This window comes from Buttiauxella massiliensis (assembly GCF_902500225.1).
Lineage (GTDB): Bacteria > Pseudomonadota > Gammaproteobacteria > Enterobacterales > Enterobacteriaceae > Buttiauxella > Buttiauxella massiliensis.
Map to the genome: position 1 here is coordinate 106,636 of NZ_LR722650.1, position 18,215 is coordinate 124,850.

Sequence of the window (18,215 nt, forward strand, 5' to 3'; positions counted from 1 at the left end):
GATGCTTTCTGAGAATTATTTCACCGAGAAATATAGCTTAACTCGTACCCATTCTGATGTGGTGAATGCGGTAACGGTTGTCAGGCCTGGGAAAACGTTGGATCTCGGTTGCGGCAGTGGACGTAACAGCCTTTATCTGAATCAAAAAGGGTTTGATGTAACTGCGTGGGATAAAAACCCGATGAGTATCAGCAACCTGAATAAAATTATAGAAGCGGAGGAGCTGAAAAACATCACTGCAGATGTGGTCGATCTCAACACATTACATTTTGACGGTGAATACGATTTCATTCTTTCAACCGTGGTGATGATGTTTTTAGAGCGCAATACCATACCAGGGCTTATCAGCAACATGCAGCGCTGCACCAAAGTTGGTGGTTACAACCTGATTGTTGCTGCGATGGATACCGAAGATTTCCCTTGCACCGTCGGCTTCCCGTTTGCTTTTACTGAAGGTGAGTTGAGTCATTATTACGCGGGTTGGGAATTGCTGAAATACAACGAAGATGTCGGTGAATTACATAAAACCGACGCGGAAGGTAACCGCATTAAACTGCGATTCGCCACTATGCTGGCACGAAAAGTCTAAGCTGTAGGCCAGGCACGGTTTTGCAGCACGATGCGATAACCATCGTTATCAACAAAGGTGCGCCCGGCGATATCCCAGTACGGATTAAAACTGTTAATGGTTACAAAACCTGCATTCAGCATTTGCTGGCAGGTTTTTTGCCATTGAGCGTTATCCGGATAATACAGCACTAAGAGGTCATCAACTGTTGCGGCGGGTTCAACCGGATGGCGGTGGCAAACAGTAAATTCAAGATGCCAGCTTAAATCATCCCGCCCCAGCATCACGCCGCTAAAACCGTCGTGCTCGCTAAAATCCCCGAGTTCTTGCAAACCCAATCCCAGACAGTACATCTCTTTGCTTTGAGTAAGATCGGTCACCGGACGAGCAATACGCAGATGTGGAATCATGGTTACTCCATATTTATTTATTGTATGCAAGGCTATCTTATATACGAAAAAATATGTAATTCGAGCTAAATAATGAGCATGTTAAAAAGAAATTTAGCGATTGTTATCTTAGTTTGGAAAAATAGCATTTATAACTTCATGCGCAATCCCAATTTTTTGCTATAACTGAAAGGCTTACATGCAATTTACAGGGATAAAATATGCGCACTTCTTTATGTATTAAAGCCGCCTGCCTGACAGGTCTGTTAGCCTTGGCCGGCTGTTCCTCGTCTGTTACCGCTCCTGAGAAGTATTCTGGTTTTTTAAAAGATTATTCCGGTCTTCAGGAAACAAAATCTGCATCTGGAAAAACCATTTTACGTTGGGCTGATCCGAGCTTTAAAAGCAGCAACTACGACAAACTTATCTTCAATCCGTTGACGTACTACCCAGTGCCGAAACCAACCACCCAACTGGGTGCTCAGACACTGGATAAAATCCTTGCTTACGCCAATCAACAGTTGAAAGCGAGTGCTGAGAAGCGCATCCAATTGGTCAGCAAGCCAGGTCCGCGTACTTTGATTTTCCATGGTGCAATTACGGGCGTAGACAGCAGCAAACAGGGTTTGCAGTTCTATGAAGTGATTCCAGTGGCAATGATTGTTGCAGGGACTCAAGCAGCAACAGGCCACCGGACGATGGAAACAAACCTCTATTTTGAAGGGGAGCTTATTGACTCCTCAACCAACAAAGTCGTGATGAAAGTGGTACGTAAAGGCGAAGGTAAGACGGTAAACAATGAAAGTGCACCGATTACCGTAGACTCGCTGAAAACAGTGATTGATGACATGGCGACAGACGCGTCCATGTTCGAAGTTAAATAACGCGCTATTACACGAAAAGGGAGCTAAGCTCCCTTTTTTTACCTCTTATGCTGCCCGCTTGCGCCATGGCAATGCACTAAACATCCCCGGTTTTGAAAACATCACCAGATTGCCCAGCAAGATCATGATAAGCCCGATAATGGCATTGCTATGCCAGACATACCCTTCGTAAACCGTAGATAGACTCAATGCCACCAGAGGGAATAACAGCGTGCTATAAGCGGCCTGGCTTGCACCGATACGCCCAACCAGCGTGAAATAGGCACCAAAGGCGATAACCGAACCGAAAATTGCCAGATAGAACAGCGAGCCGAGATAGCGCAGCGTAAATTCCGGGATAAACGAATCACCGCGTACCAGTGCCAGCACACCCATAATGACGGTGCCGTAAAACATGGCATAAGTGTTGGTGGAAAGCGTCTCCAGGCCACGGCGCTGGTGACGAGTGCTAATCATATTGCCGAGTGAAAACCCGTAAGTGCCCAGTGCACTCAAACCGATCCCCAACAGTAGAGAAGGGGCAAGTTGTGTCGCGACCAAATCATGCCAGAACAGCGCAACAACCCCGGCAATGCCGAGAACTGCGGCGGGTAGCAAATTTTTGTGTGGACGCTGACGGAAGAAAATCATGCTGTTAACCGCATTAAACAACACGGCCATGGAGAATATTACTGACTCCAGTCCCGAACTGATATATGCCGCAGCATGATAAAAACAGAAGAAGTTAAAACCAAAAACACAGCCACCTTGCAGCATGCAGAATAGATGGTCACGTAAGCTGATACGGCGCAAGCGTCCAAGCGCCAGTAATACCACCAACATCACGACGGCCGCTACGGCAAAACGCCAGAAAATAGAAACGGGTACCGACACCACACCTTGCTGCATGTAAATTGCAAGCCAGGTTGTACCCCAAATCACCACCACCGAAATATAAAGCAATGCATTCATTTTGTTATCTCCCCAAACGGTTAAGGGGAGTATCCGGAAATATGCCGCTCGTTGCTTTCACCAGCTTGCGTGGCTTGCATATTCTTGCGGTTTTTTTGCCGGGCGGATTGTTAATGGCTGGTAACGAGTGCTGGCACTACATACACTGTCAGTCCCGAACCTTAATGGTAATAAGTTATGACCCAGCCGTATCACGCATTTGAAAATCTTCGCCAGCACAACGCCGTGCTGGAAGATAACGTGCAGCTGGGTTCCGGGATTCAACTGTCGGCCTGGTCAAACAGTCTCGACCGTGTGACGCAATGCAGCGATCACCATACGTTAAGCATGTATGTGAATGAAGGTTATGAAACCTACCAAAAAACCAACTCAGGTTGGAAAAATGGCGGCGGGCCAGACCGATTCTGTCTGATGCCAAAAGACGGGGAAACTACCTGGGATATTCGCAACCATTTTTCATTTGTACATCTGTATTGTACGGATGAACATCTGCGTCATATTGCGGAGCAAATCTGGGATCGCAGCCCGGCGGCTCTTCAGCTCGATGAAAAAATCTTCAGCGAGGATCCGCGTATTACACAGTTGTATCGCCACTTTCTACTCAGCAGTGATTGGCAACAGCAGGCGAACCATTTGATGTTGAGTACGGCATCAACACTGCTGTTGACCCACCTGGTTCAGACGTACAGCAACGTGCAGTGGCGGTTGCCTAATGTGCGTGGAGGCCTGGCACCTGCGGTGCTGCGAAATATCCAGGCATATATTGAACAGCACCTTAGTGAGCCATTAACACTGGCTGAACTGGCTCAAGAAGCAGGGCTCAGCGAGTTTCACTTTGCGCGCATGTTTAAGCAATCAACCCAGCTCGCACCACATCAATTTGTAATGCAAAGACGCATGTTACGCGCCGAAGCATTAGTGAAAAACAGCCCGTTATCGCTCACAGATATTGCGATGGCATGCGGGTTTAGCTCGGCAAGCCATTTCAGTAATCGTTTTAAAGCGACGATAGGCGTGACACCGTCGCAGCTACGCGCGGCGGGTAAATGAGAACAACGCGTAACATATCCCGCCAGCCACCAGCCCCCAAAAAGCAGAACCAATCCCCAGCAAACTGACGCCAGATGCGGTGACCAGAAACGTGACGATTGCCGCATCGCGCTCACGCTCGTGGTTTAACGCCTGATACAAACTTCCTGCAATGGTACTCAACAACGCCAGACCTGCCAGTGTATGAATATAGGCGACAGGCAGTGCGGTGAGTAATGTGGTTATAGAGCCGCCAAAAATACCGGCAAGCAAATAAAACACGCCAGCCGCAGCGGCAGCAAGCCAGCGCTTCGACGGATCGGGATGCGCTTCAGAACCCTGGCAAATTGCGGCAGTGATCGCAGCAATGCAAATAGAAAACACGCCAAAAGGTGCCAGTATCAGAGCAATTGCTGCGGTAACCACAATCAGTGGCGATACCGGAATCTCATAGCCGGAGGCTTTGAGTGTGGCAATGCCTGGCGCGTTTTGCGACGCCATGGTCACCAGGAAGAAAGGGATACCGATGCCCAACAGGCTCGATAGAGAAAAATGTGGTGCGGTAAATTCTGGCATAACCATTGCGACCGGCACGCTGCCGCTTTGCAGGCTTCCGCTGATGATACAAACCAGCAGGCCGACTACCATTGCTACCACAACGGCATAACGTGGAGCCCAGGTTTTTGCCAATAGCCAGCCGAGCAACATACTGGCACAGAGTAAGAAATTACCCTGCAAAGAAGTAAATGCATCCAGGCCGAAGCGCAGCAGAATGCCTGCCAGCATCGCTGCGGAAAGTGTTGAGGGAATCAGGCGCATCAAACGGGCGAAGAGGCCGGTCACACCGCACAGCAGAATTAAAAATGAGGCGAAAATAAACACGCCGATAGCTTCATTGAGCGAATGACCTGGCAAACTGGTCGCGAGCAGAGCCGCACCTGGAGTGGACCAGGCGGTGAGAATGGGGGTGCGATACCAAATCGTTAGCACGAGAGTACTCACCCCCATGCCAATCCCAAGCATCGTCAACCAACCCGCGATTTGCAGCGTGTTAGCACCAGCAGCTTCCGCCGCCTGCCAGATAATTGCCGCCGAACTGGCGTAACCAACTAAAACAGCAACAAACCCTGCCAGGATCGTCGGCAATGGGATAGATATTGTGCGCATTTTTTCCCTTCATAGTTTATAGCGTCGTCGAACTATAACATCACAACTCATTAACAACAGACGTGATGATGTTGAAAACTCTGCAAGTTCATTCTTATGTGAAATGTTTGGTGAGGGCAAGAATAGGGGAGGATTGCTCTCCTGGGGGAGAGCAATTAAAAGTCTTATGCGTATTCGTTACAGGATTCTTGTTCTACGGCTACGTTGATATAAGCCAACGCATTTGGGCGCTCCAGAGGTCGTGAGAAATAGTAACCCTGCATATAAGGGATGCCACATTGCTCAAGTAATTGGCGCTGCTTTTCCGTCTCCACGCCTTCTGCGATAACACTGAAGTTGAGGCTTTTGGACATATTCATCATCGCCTGAACAATAGATAGGCCTTTGTGTTCAATATGCTGAATAAACGAGCGGTCAATTTTGATGTAATCAATATTCATATTCTGGATGACTGACAAACTTGAGTAGCCCGTCCCAAAATCATCTACTGAGAATTTCACGCCACATTGTTGTAACTGACTGACCTTCTCATTAATCATCATCTGTTCAGACTGGAAGAGTGATTCAGTGACTTCCAGATGCAGTAAATGCCCTGGTATTGCATAGCGTTCGATAACCCGGTTGACGTTATTGACGAACCCTTTGCCGTAAAACTGAATCAGCGAGATATTCACGCACATGCAGATTTCCGCATTTTTTTTATGCATTTTCGCCAGTGTTTTACAGGCTTCTTCCAGTACCCAGCTTCCCACCTGAACAATGCGGCCGCTTTGTTCCATTAATGGGATAAATTCAACTGGTGAGATCTCCTGCTCCTGATAACGCCAGCGCATCAAGGCTTCAAAGCTGACTATTTGGCCGGTTGCGTCGACAATCGGTTGATACACAAGACGGAACTCATCACGCTCAAGTGCACCTTTTAGTGCTTCGTTGAGAGTCATCTTGCGGCGCAAGTTGTGTTCTAGTTCGAGATTATAGAAAGCAAAGCGTTCAGGATATTTGCCTTTTTGCGAATACATGGCGATATCCGCAAGCTGAATCAGTCGCGTGATGGAAGACTCATGCTCAGGACAAACTGAAATACCGATTGTTGCATTCAGGGCAATGGTTTGGTCATCAAGACGGATCGGTAGGGAGAGGCTGGCGATGATATTCTCAGCAAGCTCACTGGTAATGTCATGAGAACTTTCCTTAACCAAAAGAATAAATTCATCACCACCCCAACGGCACATAAAATTACCGTCACCGATAAAGCTTTTAAGTCTGGTACTTAATGCAATCAGTACCTTGTCGCCGACATTGTGCCCGAGGGTGTCATTAATATTTTTAAAACCATCGAGGTCGATAAAGAAAATGGAGAAGCCCGCAATATGGTTCTGCTCAAATTCGCGCTCTATGCCTTCTACTGCCGACAAAAAAGCAGTGCGGTTATACAGACCCGTGAGGGAGTCTATATTGGATATTACATACACTTCCTGCGTTCTTTCTCGGATGGTCTCTTCCATGCTGGAAACAAGTTTTTTGTTTCGGTAACGCAACAAGATAGCTTCTTTAATATAATTGGCTGAGCGTGCAGAAGAGATAATCATGATTAAAGTAAAACAGACACCCAGCCCGCCGAGGTTAATTTTATATTGTTCTGGCTGCAGCATCAGCAATACGGACATCGGCATTAAAATAATAATGTTATAGAGCGCGGATAGCAGAAAGCTTGCTGAGAGGATACTTGTGGCTCCGCCAGCCATTGCGGCAAGTATTACATTCGTAGAGCTAAGTTCTTCAATGGTAAATTGCGGGTAGAAAGTGACCGCGTAGGCGCTCCATAACATAGCCGTTATTAAGCAACCTATTGAAAAGCGCACCACCCAGTCCTTCCGGCCCTTACATTCAACGTCACTTTTTATCCACATATGGGTATCAATGACGCGAATGGCCAGCACCAGGGCCATGATCAGCCACCAGGTGATTTTGGCGTAGAAATTATTATTGTCGATAAAAGTGAAGGCAAGGGCGGTAGATGCAATAAAAGTAATCAGAATGCCTGGTAATGAGTTGTTGTATAACAACTTAACGCTTTCTGACTTATAAAGCCTTGAATGTTCTGTGTTTATGTTCATTTCTAATCATCTTAACTGAGTCATTTAACTAGCGCCCACTTTAATGGGTCTAATATGATCACTCTTTGTAATTATTCCTTGTGGAAGTATAGGTGAAAACATTTTGTAATACACCGTCTTTAGCAGCCGTCAGCATTATTACCCGTCTATGTTGTTGCGCCGTTTCATATATGTTGGAAACTAACAAATTGAAGGTTGCTGGATACTCGAAGTATGACGGGTATATGCTTACGCGGCTAATCTGACTACAATACCCGCCTTTCGCCCATAACATAGAAATAGACCCACTATGCGCCTGCACGCCAATCATCTTGAATTACTCAGCCCAGCCCGTGACACCTCCATCGCCCGCGAAGCCATTCTGCATGGCGCGGATGCGGTCTACATCGGTGGGCCTGGCTTTGGCGCTCGCCATAATGCCGGCAACAGTCTGCAAGATCTTGCTGAACTGGTGCCGTTTGCTCACCGTTATGGGGCGAAGATTTTTGTTACGCTCAACACCATCCTGCATGACAACGAACTGGAACCTGCACGTCGTATGATCCACGACCTGTATCAGGTGGGCGTTGATGCGCTGATTGTGCAAGATATGGGCGTGCTGGAAATGGATCTGCCGCCGATTGAAATTCATGCCAGCACTCAGTGCGACATTCGCAGCGTAGAAAAAGCAAAATTCCTGTCTGATGCGGGCTTCTCGCAAATCGTTCTGGCGCGCGAGTTGAACCTCAACCAAATCCGCGCTATTCACGAAAACGTTGATGCGACTATTGAGTTCTTTATTCATGGCGCGCTATGTGTGGCCTATTCAGGGCAATGTAATATTTCCCACGCCCAGACCGGGCGCAGCGCAAACCGAGGTGATTGCTCCCAGGCTTGCCGTTTGCCGTACACACTGAAAGACGATCAGGGCCGCGTAGTGGCCTATGAAAAACATCTGTTGTCGATGAAAGATAACGACCAAAGCGCCAACCTTGCTGCATTGGTAGATGCTGGCGTGCGTTCCTTCAAAATTGAAGGGCGCTACAAAGATATGAGCTATGTGAAAAATATCACCGCTTATTATCGCCAGTTGCTGGATGAATTAATGGAGCAGCGCACCGATTTGGTTCGTGCTTCCGCTGGCAAGACTTCGCATTTCTTTATCCCGTCACCGGATAAAACCTTCCACCGTGGCAGCACAGACTACTTCGTGAATGAGCGCAAAATAGATATCGGCGCTTTTGATTCACCAAAATATATCGGCTTACCGATAGGTGAGGTCCTGAAGGTGGGTAAAGACTTCCTGGATGTTAGCGTGACCGACACTTTGACCAATGGTGATGGTCTGAACGTGCTGATCAAGCGCGATATTGTTGGCTTCCGTGCTAATACGGTGGAGAAAACCGGTAAAAATCAGTATCGCGTCTGGCCAAATGAGATGCCGGAAACACTGAAAAATGTGCGCCCGAACCATCCACTCAACCGTAACCTTGACCATAACTGGCAGCAGGCGTTGACGAAGACCTCCAGCGAACGCCGTATTGCGGTGGATTTGGAGCTAGGCGGTTGGGAAGAACAGCTGATTTTAACCCTCACCAGTGAAGATGGAGTCAGTGTAACTAAAACGCTGGAAGGGCAGTTCGAAGTGGCGAATAACCCGGAAAAAGCGTACTCGAACCTACGTGACGGCCTGACTAAACTGGGTCAAACCATGTACCAGGCGCGAAAAGTAGAGTTAAATCTTCCCGCGGCATTGTTCGTACCAAACAGCCAGTTGAATCAACTGCGCCGTGAAGCTATTGACGAGCTGACCGATGCGCGCCTGCAACAGTATCAGCGCGGCACCCGTAAACCGGTTAGCGTTCCGCCACCGGTCTATCCAGATGAGCATTTGACGTTCCTCGCCAACGTTTACAACCATAAAGCGCGTGAGTTTTATCAGCGTTATGGCGTAAAACTGATTGATGCCGCTTATGAAGCCCACGAAGAAAAGGGTGAAGTGCCGGTAATGATAACTAAACACTGTCTGCGCTTTGCGTTTAACTTGTGCCCGAAACAGGCGAAAGGTTCAGTAAAAAGCTGGAAAGCCACGCCAATGCAGTTGGTGCATCAGGATGAAGTGCTGACGCTGAAATTTGACTGCAAACCGTGCGAGATGCACGTGATCGGCAAGATGAAGAACCACATTCTCAAGATGCCATTACCAGGCAGCGATGTTGTGGCGTCCATCAGCCCGGATGAATTGCTAAAGACGATGCCGAAGCGCAACAAGTAAGCCATAAAGAGAGGGCATCCAATGCCCTCTCTTTTTAATTCTGTGCCCGCAACTGATCAATCATCCATCTCCCCGCAGGGCCTGGCGGCGTTTTATTTGACCACAAAACATCCACATCAATGCGCTGGGGCCAACCCGCAATAGGTAACTCCTGCAAGATCCCATGACCAAATTGCTCCACCAGCCAGCGCGGCAAAATTCCCCAGCCAAACCCTTGCTCTGCCATTTCCAATAGCATCAATAACGATGGTGATGACCACATCGGGCCACCGCTTTTATTGCGAGTCGGATCGGTAAAGGTGCTCAAACAGAGCTGGCGTTCAGTCTGTAGCATGTCCATTTCAACCGCAGGCTGACGGGCCAACTCATGCTGGCGGTGAATAAAAATCGCCATCTCCGCACCGACCTGCAAACGAGCCACCGTTACATCCACCGGGTAGCGCGGTTGTACCCGCAAGACGCCGACATGCGCACGGCCAATTTGTATCAGGTCGATAACGTCTTCATCCTCAGCCATCAGACACTCGAATTCGATATCGGGAAAGCGCTGTGAAAAACGCTGGAGAATCGATTCGTGGTGTGAAGTTTGCCAGACATCAGAGAGCACAAAACTCAGACGCGGCTCAACGTTGCCTGCAAGGCGTACCGAGACTTCATTGAGCCTTTCGCTTGCCGCAAGTATTGACTGTATATAGGGCAAAACGTGTTTTCCCTGGTCAGTCAATACGGGTTGACGACTCTGGCGATCAAATAAGATCACGCCCAGGTCGGCCTCGAGATTTGCAATCGCACTGCTTATCGTCGACTGGCTTTTCTTTAGCTTACGAGCCGCCGCAGAAAACGAACCGGTTTCAACCGCATGTAAGAAGGCTTCGAGGGATTCGGGGGAATATTTCATCGTCTATCGCTTTTCTCGATGGCTATTAACTTAATACTATCACTAATAGCGATAATAATACGCAGAGCCATATTGCTTTTATTTCGTCTGGAGTTAGTTATGCAGTCTCAAAAGAGAACATTTGCCGAACGCATCCTGCATGCGGTGGGTTTTGAAGTTATCGCGATTGCGATTTGTGCGCCGTTAGCAGCGTGGATTATGGATAAACCTCTGTTTCAGATGGGTGCGCTGGCAGTAATGCTTTCAACCGTAGCCATGGTGTGGAACATCATTTATAACGCCGGGTTCGATAAAATTTTCCCGATAGGGCAAAAACGCCGCTTGCCACTGCGCGTCGCTCACGCGCTGGGCTTTGAAGGGGGCTTTATCCTGATTGGCCTGCCGCTGGCGGCCTGGATGCTGGATATTTCTCTATTGCAGGCGTTTATGGTCGAGATCGGGTTCTTCCTATTCTTCCTGCCGTATACCGTAATTTATAACTGGGTGTACGACACCCTGCGTGCTCGCTGGATACAGTGCCCGGCTTCCTCGACAAAATAGTGCAACCGGCGGGTGGTGTGCGGTGAGAGGCAGGAGTCTCTCATCAATCCCTATGAGCTTCCATCAGTAGTGGCCTTCCTTAGACCCAACCCTTCTGGACGCTGCGTTCAAATCTGTGCTCGGCAGATTTGTTGGGTGATTGAGCGTGACCAACAAAGAGGCAGCTCGCGAAGGACGATAGGTAGAAACAATGGAATTAGGATCAGCGAACACACTTTATGAGCCGCAGGGATTTTAAAGTATTATTAATTAATAACGAAATTAAGTGGTTAAAAATAGTAAAATATAATTAAAGGTTGTGGTGTTTTTTGCCGATTAAAAAACGATTAATTAATTGCTCTCTTAAATCCTTAAATTAGATTAATAAATTACTAATTGTATGGGTTTGAATGTTGTTACTTCAGCAATGCGAAGTATCTTTATAATAAACAGAAGTTTATCTAGTGCTGGATTTATCATCATCAATGCGACGAACAGGTAATAAGTATGTGCATATGCCTCTGATTTGTCGCCATAAGAGGTATTTTAAGAATCTCACTACTTGAAACCATTTAGAAATCACGTATCGTGTTTTACTTAGTAGTAAATATTTTTTTTCGCCCTCAAACAATATTGATTTGCTGAGTTATTATTTAAACAATAGTGAAACCCATATGACGATAAAAAGGTTTTTTTTACTATGTTTTCTACTGTTGTTAGCCACAATAATATTGTCTATTCCTAAGCCAGCGCAAGCTTTTAGCTGCACCTCTGCTGGAGTCAACGTCGGGGGGGCTGGGACTTTCAACATTCCGGTTAACGTAACGCTAACAAGGTCGGGGGATGGTTTTATCATTACCGATCTTGCCCAGTACACCACCTGTAATGGATACACTGGTGCGTCTTATTATGATGCACTGCGCATCTACGATATGAGTATTTCGCCACTGTTTACAGCAAAAGGCTACTCGGGTTTTGTCATAGCCGATACCATCCAGATGAACGCCCCAATAGGCATTTCCTGCGTTTGGCCAAATACGAAGTGCGGTAATCTTGGATATATTACCTCACCGCTGAAAATTAAAATTGGCATGCGAAGTACCTCTTTAGTGACGCAAGGAATTACCATCCCCCAGGGTACGGAAATTGCCAGTATCAGTGTGCAACAACGATCTTTTAGCACCTGGGGCTGGAATAAAATCTGGAAATTTGTTTTAGCCAGCCCTCTGGTCATACCCAGTTATACCTGCAATGCGACCATGCCTGACTCGGTAACTACGGTGACATTGCCGCCGGTTGATGCTGCGGCCCTTCGCTACGGCGGGGGTGGCAGGTACTCGGGGGCAAAAAAAACATTTTACATCACTTTGGAATGCGAACCTGAAACACTCGTTTCCGTCACCTATAGCGCAAGCACGATGTCAGGAAGGAACGATGTTCTCCTGAATACCACGCCGGGTAATAACAACGTGGGAATTCAGGTCTTTTATGGATCTAACGTACTCACTTTTAACGGACCCGACACACCATTCATAGCTAGCGCGTTGTCTACCCAAACCCTCGCTTATGACGCGTATTATTATTACAGGGATGGCGGTGTGCGCGGCGGGCTGGTGACAGCTTCCGCAGTCTTCACTTTTAATTATAAATAAAGTGTTTCGGGTGGTGTGTTAAGTTCCGCTACCGTTCACTTCACTTTTCTCTAAGCCCTGTATCGGCTGTTTAATCTGATACAGGGCTTACTGCATTATATTTTCCGGGCAATGATAAACAGTCTCGGAACTAACAGTAGTATGCTGCCATTAATCCCTCTTCAATAGCTAACACTTTTTCCAAGCCGCAGGGTTCTTGAGGTATTACTATTTGATAACGAAACCAGGTGGTTAAAAAATAGTAAAATATGATGAGGGGGATTTAATGTGTCTTGTAAATAAAGATCGGAAGATAAATGTTTTTCTTTTAATCCAAAATTGGATTAATAAATCCTGGATTGTATGGATTTAATATTATAACCATCAGTGGTGCGAAGTATTTTTATGATGAACAAAAGGTTATCCATCATTTGGGTTGTCGTTTTTAATACGTCGAACCGGTAATGAATATCTATAGATGCCCTTTGATTTGTCGCCATAAGGGATATTTTAAGAATCTCACTACTTGAAACCATTTAGAAATCACGTATCGTGGTTGACTTATTGTTGAATAATATTTTTTCTTACCCTCAAATAATACTGATTTGCGCAGTCATTATTTAAACAATAGTGAAGTACATATGATGATAAAAAGGCTGTTTTTACTATTTTACTTATTGTTATTAGCCACAATAATACTGTTTATCCCTAAACCAGCACAGGCTTTTTACTGTACCTCTGCTGGAGTCTCAGCCGGCGGAGCGGGGACTTTCAATATTCCGGTTAACGTCACGCTAACAAGGTCGGGGGATGGTTTTATCATTACCGATCTTGCCCAGTACACCACCTGTGGTGGGGCGACAGGTGCATCTACATATGACGCACTGCGTATCTATGATATGAGTATTTCGCCACTGTTGATGGCAAAAGGCTACTCGGGGTTTGTCATAAATGCCGATAGCACTCAAATCAACGCTCCAGTAGGAATTTCCTGCGTTTGGCCAAATACGCAGTGCGGTAACCTTGGAAATATTACCTCACCGCTGAAAATTAAAATTGGCATGCGAAGTACCTCTTTAGTGACGCAGGGAATTACCATCCCCCAGGGGGCGGAAATTGCCAGTATCAGCGTGCAACAACGATCTTTTAGCACCTGGGGCTGGAATAAAATCTGGAAATTTGTTTTAGCCAGCCCTCTGGTCATACCAAGTTATACCTGCAATGCGACCATGCCAGATTCGGTAACTACTGTAACATTGCCGCCGGTTGATGCCTGGACCCTTCGTAACGGCGGTGGCGGCAGGTATTTGGGGGCAAAAAAAACCTTTAACATCCTTTTAGATTGCACCCCCGAAACCATTGTTTCCGTTGCCTATACTGGAAGCACGATGTCAGGAACGGATGATGTTCTCGTTAATACCACTCCGGGCAATGACAATGTGGGAATTCAGGTCTTTTCTGGATCTAACGCGCTGACATTCAATGGACCAGAAACACAAATCATGAGCAGCGCTTTGGCGAGCCAAACCTTAGCTTATGACGCATATTATTATTACAAGGATAACAATGGCGGTGTGCGCGGCGGGCTGGTGACAGCTTCCGCAGTCTTTACTTTTAATTATAAATAAAGTGTTTCGGGTGGTGTGTTAAGTTCCGCTACCGTTCACTTCACTTTTCTGTAAGCCCTGTATCGGCTGTTTAATCTGATGCAGGGCTTACTGCATTATATTTTCCGGGCAATGATAAACAGCCTCGGAAATAACAGTAGTATGCTGCCATTAATCCCTCTTCAATAGCTAACACTTTTTCCAAGCCGCAGGGTTCTTGAGGCATTACTATTTGACAACGAAACCAGGTGGTTAAAAAATAGTAAAATATGATGAGGGAAATTTAATGTGTCTTGTGAATAAAGGTCGTAAGATAATTTTTTTTCTTATAATCCAAAATTGGATTAATAAATTCACGAGGTAATTATCATTATTTACGTGGTGCCAGGTATCTTTGTGATAAATATAAGATTAACCAATTTTCAATGCGTTGTACGGGTGGGGAATATTCGCACATGACGGCTGACCCGTTGCCGTAAACATTTTTTAAGAATCTTACCACTTGAAACTGTTCAGAAGTGACTTAATATCGCTAAGTCATGCATTACCTACTCCTTCCTTTTAAATCGTATTTCCCTATACTGGGTTAATGTAATTGTAACGAAACTAGTGAACTCATATGATGATAAAAAGACTGTTTCGACTATTTTTCTTGCCGCTGTCAGTCACAATAATGCTTTTTATCCCTAAAAGCGCGCTGGCTTTTACGTGTTATAGTAATGGCCAGTCTGTCTATAATGGAGCGGCGACTTTTGTCGTGTATGTTGATCCGGTTGTTTTGGATAAAACAGTTGATAAGATCATTATCAGTGACATGAGCAAGTACGCATCATGCAAAGGCTCAACGGGGCCGACCTTTAAGGACGCTTTAACTGGCATACCTGCAGACATCTCACCAACCTTTGCCAAACTTGGTTATGAAGGTTATTTTGAGAGTGGTGGTGAGGATAATTCATTTTTGCAAAGTACCTGTTTCTGGCCCGATAACAAATGCACCATTTCTAGTACTGATAAAGAAATTACACTGCCCATTGACGCGAGAATTGGTCTTAAGCGAGTCGCTCCCGGTGACTGGAATAATGCGGAAGATCTGCCTGCGGGTACTGAAATCGCCAGAATTTATGGGGAAATGCGGGGTATGGGGGCATGGCAACCTAGCTGGCGATTGACCTGGGTCTTTAAACTGGGTGCCCCCGTGGTTATACCTCGATATACCTGTCAGATTGAAAGGTTTGATAATGACGTTACCCTGCCGAGTATTGACCGTGAGGATTTACGTCACAAAGGGGATGGGCGAATTGATAAGGTGACTAAAAGTTTCCGCATGGATTTAAGCTGCGCGTCCGGGACTGGGGTATCGGTAACCTTTAACGGCACTAAAATGCCTGATAAAGATGATGTTTTAGCCAACACGACGCCCGGTAATGAAAATATAGGCATACAGATAGTCTCTGGCAGCACACCCGTTAAGCTGGGCGTCACTAACGAGGTGATTGAAAGTTCCCAGGAGCACGAATCACTCAATTACAACGCCTATTATTACTACAACGGTAAGGATTTAATGGATGTACACGGTGGGCTCATCACGGCCAGTACGGAAGTGATCTTTGATTATAAATAACGTATTCGGTTTTCAGCGAAATTAGCAGCATGTGAGGGCGTTGCCTGCCAATGAATGAGCTTTAACTGCGAACTTCCTTCTTGAGTGGCAGGTGAAAGAGTTAATGGATAACTGCGCCCGGGTGTTTACTTGTGAAATGTTAAATATAATAGTTTGTTAATGTTGGCATTAATTTACAATCTTGAGAGCCAGATATTTAATGACAGTGCCGGGTTGTTAAAAATGGTAGGCAATGTGCAAATATAAATACCCCACCTGTTAATAAGAGGTTGATGATTAATTCTTTTCTTAAAATCCAAAATTGGATCAATATATTATTGATTTCGTGGAGGGGTGTGTAATTGTTTGAATGATGTCAGTTTTCTGTATTATAAACATAAAAATAACTACGTTGAAGTTTTTAGTGTTTAATGCTTTGAGCCGGTAATAAGTAAGTGCGCAAGATATCTGACTTGCCCACAACGAATATTTTAAGAATCTCACTACTTGAAATCATTTAGAAATCCAGTATTATATTTTCATCTGTAGCCTGATTTATTCTCTCCCTCCCATTTAAATTATATTGATCTGTTTAGTTAATATACTTGTAACAATAGTGAAATACACATGATGATAAAAAGACTGCTTTTGCTATTTTGCTTACCATTGTTAGCCACAACAATGCTGTTTATCCCTAAAAGCGCGCTGGCTTTTACCTGTTATAGTAATGGTCAGTCTGTCTATAATGGATCGGCGACTTTTGTGGTAATTGTCGATCCGATAGTTTTGAGTAAAACAGTTGATGAAGTTATTATCTCCGACATGAGTAAGTACGCATCATGCAAAGGTTCACCGGGGCCGAGGTTTAAGGACGGTTTAAAGGGCATACCTGCTGATATTGCCCCCACCTTTGCCAGACTTGGCTATGAAGGCTATTTTGTGAGTGGTGGCGAGGAGTTTAGCTTTTTGCAAAGTACCTGTTTCTGGCCCGATAACAAATGCACCATTAGAGGTTCTGATGCAGAAGTTACACTGCCTATAGACGCGAAAATTGGTCTTAAGCGAGTCGCTCCCGGTGACTGGAATAATGTGGCAGATATACCAGCGGGCACTGAAATTGCCAGAATATATGGAGAAATGCGGGGTAGTGGGGTATGGCAGCCTAGCTGGCGAGTGACCTGGGTCTTTAAACTGGGTGCCCCCGTGGTTGTACCTCGATATACCTGTCAGATTGAAAGGTTTGATAATGACGTTACCCTGCCGAGTATTGACCGTGAGGATTTACGTCACAAAGGGGATGGGCGAGTTGATAAGGTGACTAAAAGTTTCCGCATGGATTTAAATTGTGTGTCCATGACTGGGGTATCGGTAACCTTTAACGGCACTAAAATGCCTGATAAAGATGATGTTTTAGCCAACACGACGCCCGGTAATGAAAATATAGGCATACAGATAGTCTCTGGCAGCACGCCCGTTAAGCTGGGCGTCACTAACGAGGTGATTGAAAGTTCTCAGGAGCACGAATCACTCAATTACAACGCCTATTACTACTACAACGGTAAGGATTTAATGGATGTACACGGTGGGCTCATCACGGCCAGTACGGAAGTCACCTTTGATTATAAATAATGAAAGGTTGGTTATTCGGTTTTAAGCGAAATAAAGCCATAGGTCAGCGCCCAATACCGCCATAAGGGATGTTTTCATTACGATTATTTCAGCAAAATTCACAGTGTGTGAGGGAGTGACCTACGGTCGGTATTCGACTAGCTACCGCCGCTGCGATTGAAGTCAATCAAGATTTCCGGGCAACGATAAACAGTCTCGGAAATAACAGCAGTATGCTGCCATCCTTCTGCGGAGGGTAAGCCTGTTTTAATCGCTGATGGTAGCGTTCAAGAAACGACTCCTGTTCGATGGCATCGAGGTTTGCCAGATAAGGCCGTAAACCGGTAGAACTCAACCATTCAATAATCGCCTGTGCTGATGGCATTACGTGGAAATAGGTTGTACGCCAGATATCCACCGCACAACCCGATTGTGCCAGCAAATCGTAATACTGTTGTGCAGGTAACAACGCTTCTCGCCCGGAGTCAGGGTTCCCCAATTCAGCAGCGACCTGGCGCATTAATGTATGCGTTGGCTCCTGCCAATTATCCGGCATTTGCACCGCTAAAACTCCATTTTCGGCAAGCTGAGCCGCCAGGTGGGGAAACAGTTCTGGATGGTTGCTTACCCACTGCAATGACGCATTAGCATAGATAACATCTTGCTTTACCGCCGGCGTCCAGGATGTCACATCAGCCTGTTCAAACTGGCAATTGGGCAGGGCGGCGCGAGCTTTTTCCAACATCGCCGGAGAGCTATCGATGCCGGTCACAGTTGCATCCGGAAAGGCCTGATGCAGTAAAGCGGTACTGTTGCCTGGGCCGCAGCCTAAATCGGCAATATGTTTTGCGTCGGGGTGTTGAATGCGCGCGGCGAGTTCTGCTGCCGGGCGCGTACGTTCAGCTGCAAACTGCAAGTAAAGCGCGGGGTTCCAGTCCTGCATAGCTTTCTCCTGTGACTTAATTGCATTAAGCGTAGTGATGAATTAAGAAA

General features: G+C 46.1%; 15 protein-coding genes. 9 read left to right on the top strand and 6 right to left on the bottom strand.

Translation table 11 applies throughout. The features are described from left to right. The first annotated feature begins 1 nt into the window (after window position 1). The gene (gene tehB / locus GC128_RS05035) at window positions 2-589 is read left to right on the top strand and encodes a tellurite resistance methyltransferase TehB (protein ID WP_151993371.1); all 588 of its coding nucleotides are present in this window, start codon (window positions 2-4) and stop codon (window positions 587-589) included. Here tehB and GC128_RS05040 read toward each other — a convergent pair. Then, entirely contained in the window at window positions 586-978 is a 393-nt protein-coding gene (locus GC128_RS05040; protein ID WP_151993372.1) for a VOC family protein, read from the bottom strand. The genes tehB and GC128_RS05040 overlap by 4 nt on opposite strands. A 200-nt stretch (window positions 979-1,178) precedes the next feature. On the opposite strand from GC128_RS05040, the gene GC128_RS05045 reads away from it, so the two are divergent. Beyond that, entirely contained in the window at window positions 1,179-1,841 is a 663-nt protein-coding gene (locus GC128_RS05045) for a DUF3313 domain-containing protein (protein ID WP_151993373.1), read from the top strand. Between the two features lie 45 nt (window positions 1,842-1,886). Here GC128_RS05045 and GC128_RS05050 read toward each other — a convergent pair whose 3' ends face one another. Further along, window positions 1,887-2,792 carry a DMT family transporter gene (locus GC128_RS05050; protein ID WP_151993374.1) on the bottom strand — a complete coding sequence of 302 codons (906 nt, stop codon included), beginning with the start codon at window positions 2,790-2,792 and terminating at the stop codon, window positions 1,887-1,889. 177 nt (window positions 2,793-2,969) lie between these two features. Between GC128_RS05050 and GC128_RS05055 the strand changes: the two genes are divergently transcribed. Then, on the top strand, window positions 2,970-3,842 hold the full coding sequence (locus GC128_RS05055; protein WP_151993375.1) for an AraC family transcriptional regulator: 873 nt from the start codon (window positions 2,970-2,972) through the stop codon (window positions 3,840-3,842). Here GC128_RS05055 and GC128_RS05060 read toward each other — a convergent pair. Together GC128_RS05060 and GC128_RS05065 are read right to left on the bottom strand one after the other, a co-directional pair. Then, window positions 3,822-4,988 carry a benzoate/H(+) symporter BenE family transporter gene (locus GC128_RS05060; RefSeq protein WP_151993376.1) on the bottom strand — a complete coding sequence of 389 codons (1,167 nt, stop codon included), beginning with the start codon at window positions 4,986-4,988 and terminating at the stop codon, window positions 3,822-3,824. The genes GC128_RS05055 and GC128_RS05060 overlap by 21 nt on opposite strands. Before the next feature lie 164 nt (window positions 4,989-5,152). Then, on the bottom strand, window positions 5,153-7,105 hold the full coding sequence (locus GC128_RS05065) for a putative bifunctional diguanylate cyclase/phosphodiesterase (protein ID WP_151993377.1): 1,953 nt from the start codon (window positions 7,103-7,105) through the stop codon (window positions 5,153-5,155). A 289-nt stretch (window positions 7,106-7,394) separates the two neighbouring features. Here GC128_RS05065 and GC128_RS05070 point away from each other — a divergent pair, with 289 nt between their 5' ends. Next, window positions 7,395-9,359 carry a peptidase U32 family protein gene (locus GC128_RS05070; RefSeq protein WP_151993378.1) on the top strand — a complete coding sequence of 655 codons (1,965 nt, stop codon included), beginning with the start codon at window positions 7,395-7,397 and terminating at the stop codon, window positions 9,357-9,359. Between the two features lie 34 nt (window positions 9,360-9,393). Here GC128_RS05070 and GC128_RS05075 read toward each other — a convergent pair whose 3' ends face one another. Then, complete coding sequence (locus GC128_RS05075) at window positions 9,394-10,257, bottom strand: LysR family transcriptional regulator (protein ID WP_151993379.1); 864 nt, start codon at window positions 10,255-10,257, stop codon at window positions 9,394-9,396. Between the two features lie 99 nt (window positions 10,258-10,356). On the opposite strand from GC128_RS05075, the gene GC128_RS05080 reads away from it, so the two are divergent. The 5 genes from GC128_RS05080 (at window position 10,357) to GC128_RS05100 (ending at window position 17,243) form a co-directional block, all read left to right on the top strand. Next, window positions 10,357-10,797, top strand: coding sequence for a multidrug/biocide efflux PACE transporter (locus GC128_RS05080; protein WP_151993380.1), 441 nt, complete (start codon window positions 10,357-10,359; stop codon window positions 10,795-10,797). 653 nt (window positions 10,798-11,450) lie between these two features. Further along, window positions 11,451-12,428, top strand: a complete 978-nt coding sequence (locus GC128_RS05085; protein WP_151993381.1) for a fimbrial protein — start codon at window positions 11,451-11,453, stop codon at window positions 12,426-12,428. A gap of 620 nt (window positions 12,429-13,048) precedes the next feature. After that, entirely contained in the window at window positions 13,049-14,035 is a 987-nt protein-coding gene (locus GC128_RS05090) for a fimbrial protein (protein WP_151993382.1), read from the top strand. Between the two features lie 598 nt (window positions 14,036-14,633). Continuing rightward, window positions 14,634-15,635: a fimbrial protein gene (locus GC128_RS05095; RefSeq protein WP_151993383.1), complete on the top strand. Its 1,002-nt coding sequence runs from the start codon at window positions 14,634-14,636 to the stop codon at window positions 15,633-15,635. A gap of 606 nt (window positions 15,636-16,241) precedes the next feature. Then, window positions 16,242-17,243 (top strand): fimbrial protein, encoded by a 1,002-nt coding sequence (locus tag GC128_RS05100; protein WP_151993384.1) that lies wholly within the window; start codon window positions 16,242-16,244, stop codon window positions 17,241-17,243. 166 nt (window positions 17,244-17,409) lie between these two features. Here the strand turns inward: GC128_RS05100 and tam are convergent, their stop codons facing one another. Then, entirely contained in the window at window positions 17,410-18,165 is a 756-nt protein-coding gene (gene tam, locus GC128_RS05105; RefSeq protein ID WP_151993385.1) for a trans-aconitate 2-methyltransferase, read from the bottom strand. Window positions 18,166-18,215: the final 50 nt, after the last annotated feature.

Excerpts from the sequence above, each read along its gene's own strand:
- GC128_RS05065 (WP_151993377.1), bottom strand. The coding sequence starts at position 7,105 with ATGAACATAAACACAGAACATTCAAGGCTTTATAAGTCAGAAAGCGTT.
- GC128_RS05045 (WP_151993373.1), top strand. The coding sequence starts at position 1,179 with ATGCGCACTTCTTTATGTATTAAAGCCGCCTGCCTGACAGGTCTGTTA.
- GC128_RS05085 (WP_151993381.1), top strand. The coding sequence starts at position 11,451 with ATGACGATAAAAAGGTTTTTTTTACTATGTTTTCTACTGTTGTTAGCC.
- GC128_RS05070 (WP_151993378.1), top strand. The coding sequence starts at position 7,395 with ATGCGCCTGCACGCCAATCATCTTGAATTACTCAGCCCAGCCCGTGAC.
- GC128_RS05090 (WP_151993382.1), top strand. The coding sequence starts at position 13,049 with ATGATGATAAAAAGGCTGTTTTTACTATTTTACTTATTGTTATTAGCC.
- tehB (WP_151993371.1), top strand. The coding sequence starts at position 2 with ATGCTTTCTGAGAATTATTTCACCGAGAAATATAGCTTAACTCGTACC.
- GC128_RS05080 (WP_151993380.1), top strand. The coding sequence starts at position 10,357 with ATGCAGTCTCAAAAGAGAACATTTGCCGAACGCATCCTGCATGCGGTG.
- GC128_RS05075 (WP_151993379.1), bottom strand. The coding sequence starts at position 10,257 with ATGAAATATTCCCCCGAATCCCTCGAAGCCTTCTTACATGCGGTTGAA.
- GC128_RS05095 (WP_151993383.1), top strand. The coding sequence starts at position 14,634 with ATGATGATAAAAAGACTGTTTCGACTATTTTTCTTGCCGCTGTCAGTC.
- tam (WP_151993385.1), bottom strand. The coding sequence starts at position 18,165 with ATGCAGGACTGGAACCCCGCGCTTTACTTGCAGTTTGCAGCTGAACGT.
- GC128_RS05040 (WP_151993372.1), bottom strand. The coding sequence starts at position 978 with ATGATTCCACATCTGCGTATTGCTCGTCCGGTGACCGATCTTACTCAA.
- GC128_RS05055 (WP_151993375.1), top strand. The coding sequence starts at position 2,970 with ATGACCCAGCCGTATCACGCATTTGAAAATCTTCGCCAGCACAACGCC.
- GC128_RS05050 (WP_151993374.1), bottom strand. The coding sequence starts at position 2,792 with ATGAATGCATTGCTTTATATTTCGGTGGTGGTGATTTGGGGTACAACC.
- GC128_RS05100 (WP_151993384.1), top strand. The coding sequence starts at position 16,242 with ATGATGATAAAAAGACTGCTTTTGCTATTTTGCTTACCATTGTTAGCC.
- GC128_RS05060 (WP_151993376.1), bottom strand. The coding sequence starts at position 4,988 with ATGCGCACAATATCTATCCCATTGCCGACGATCCTGGCAGGGTTTGTT.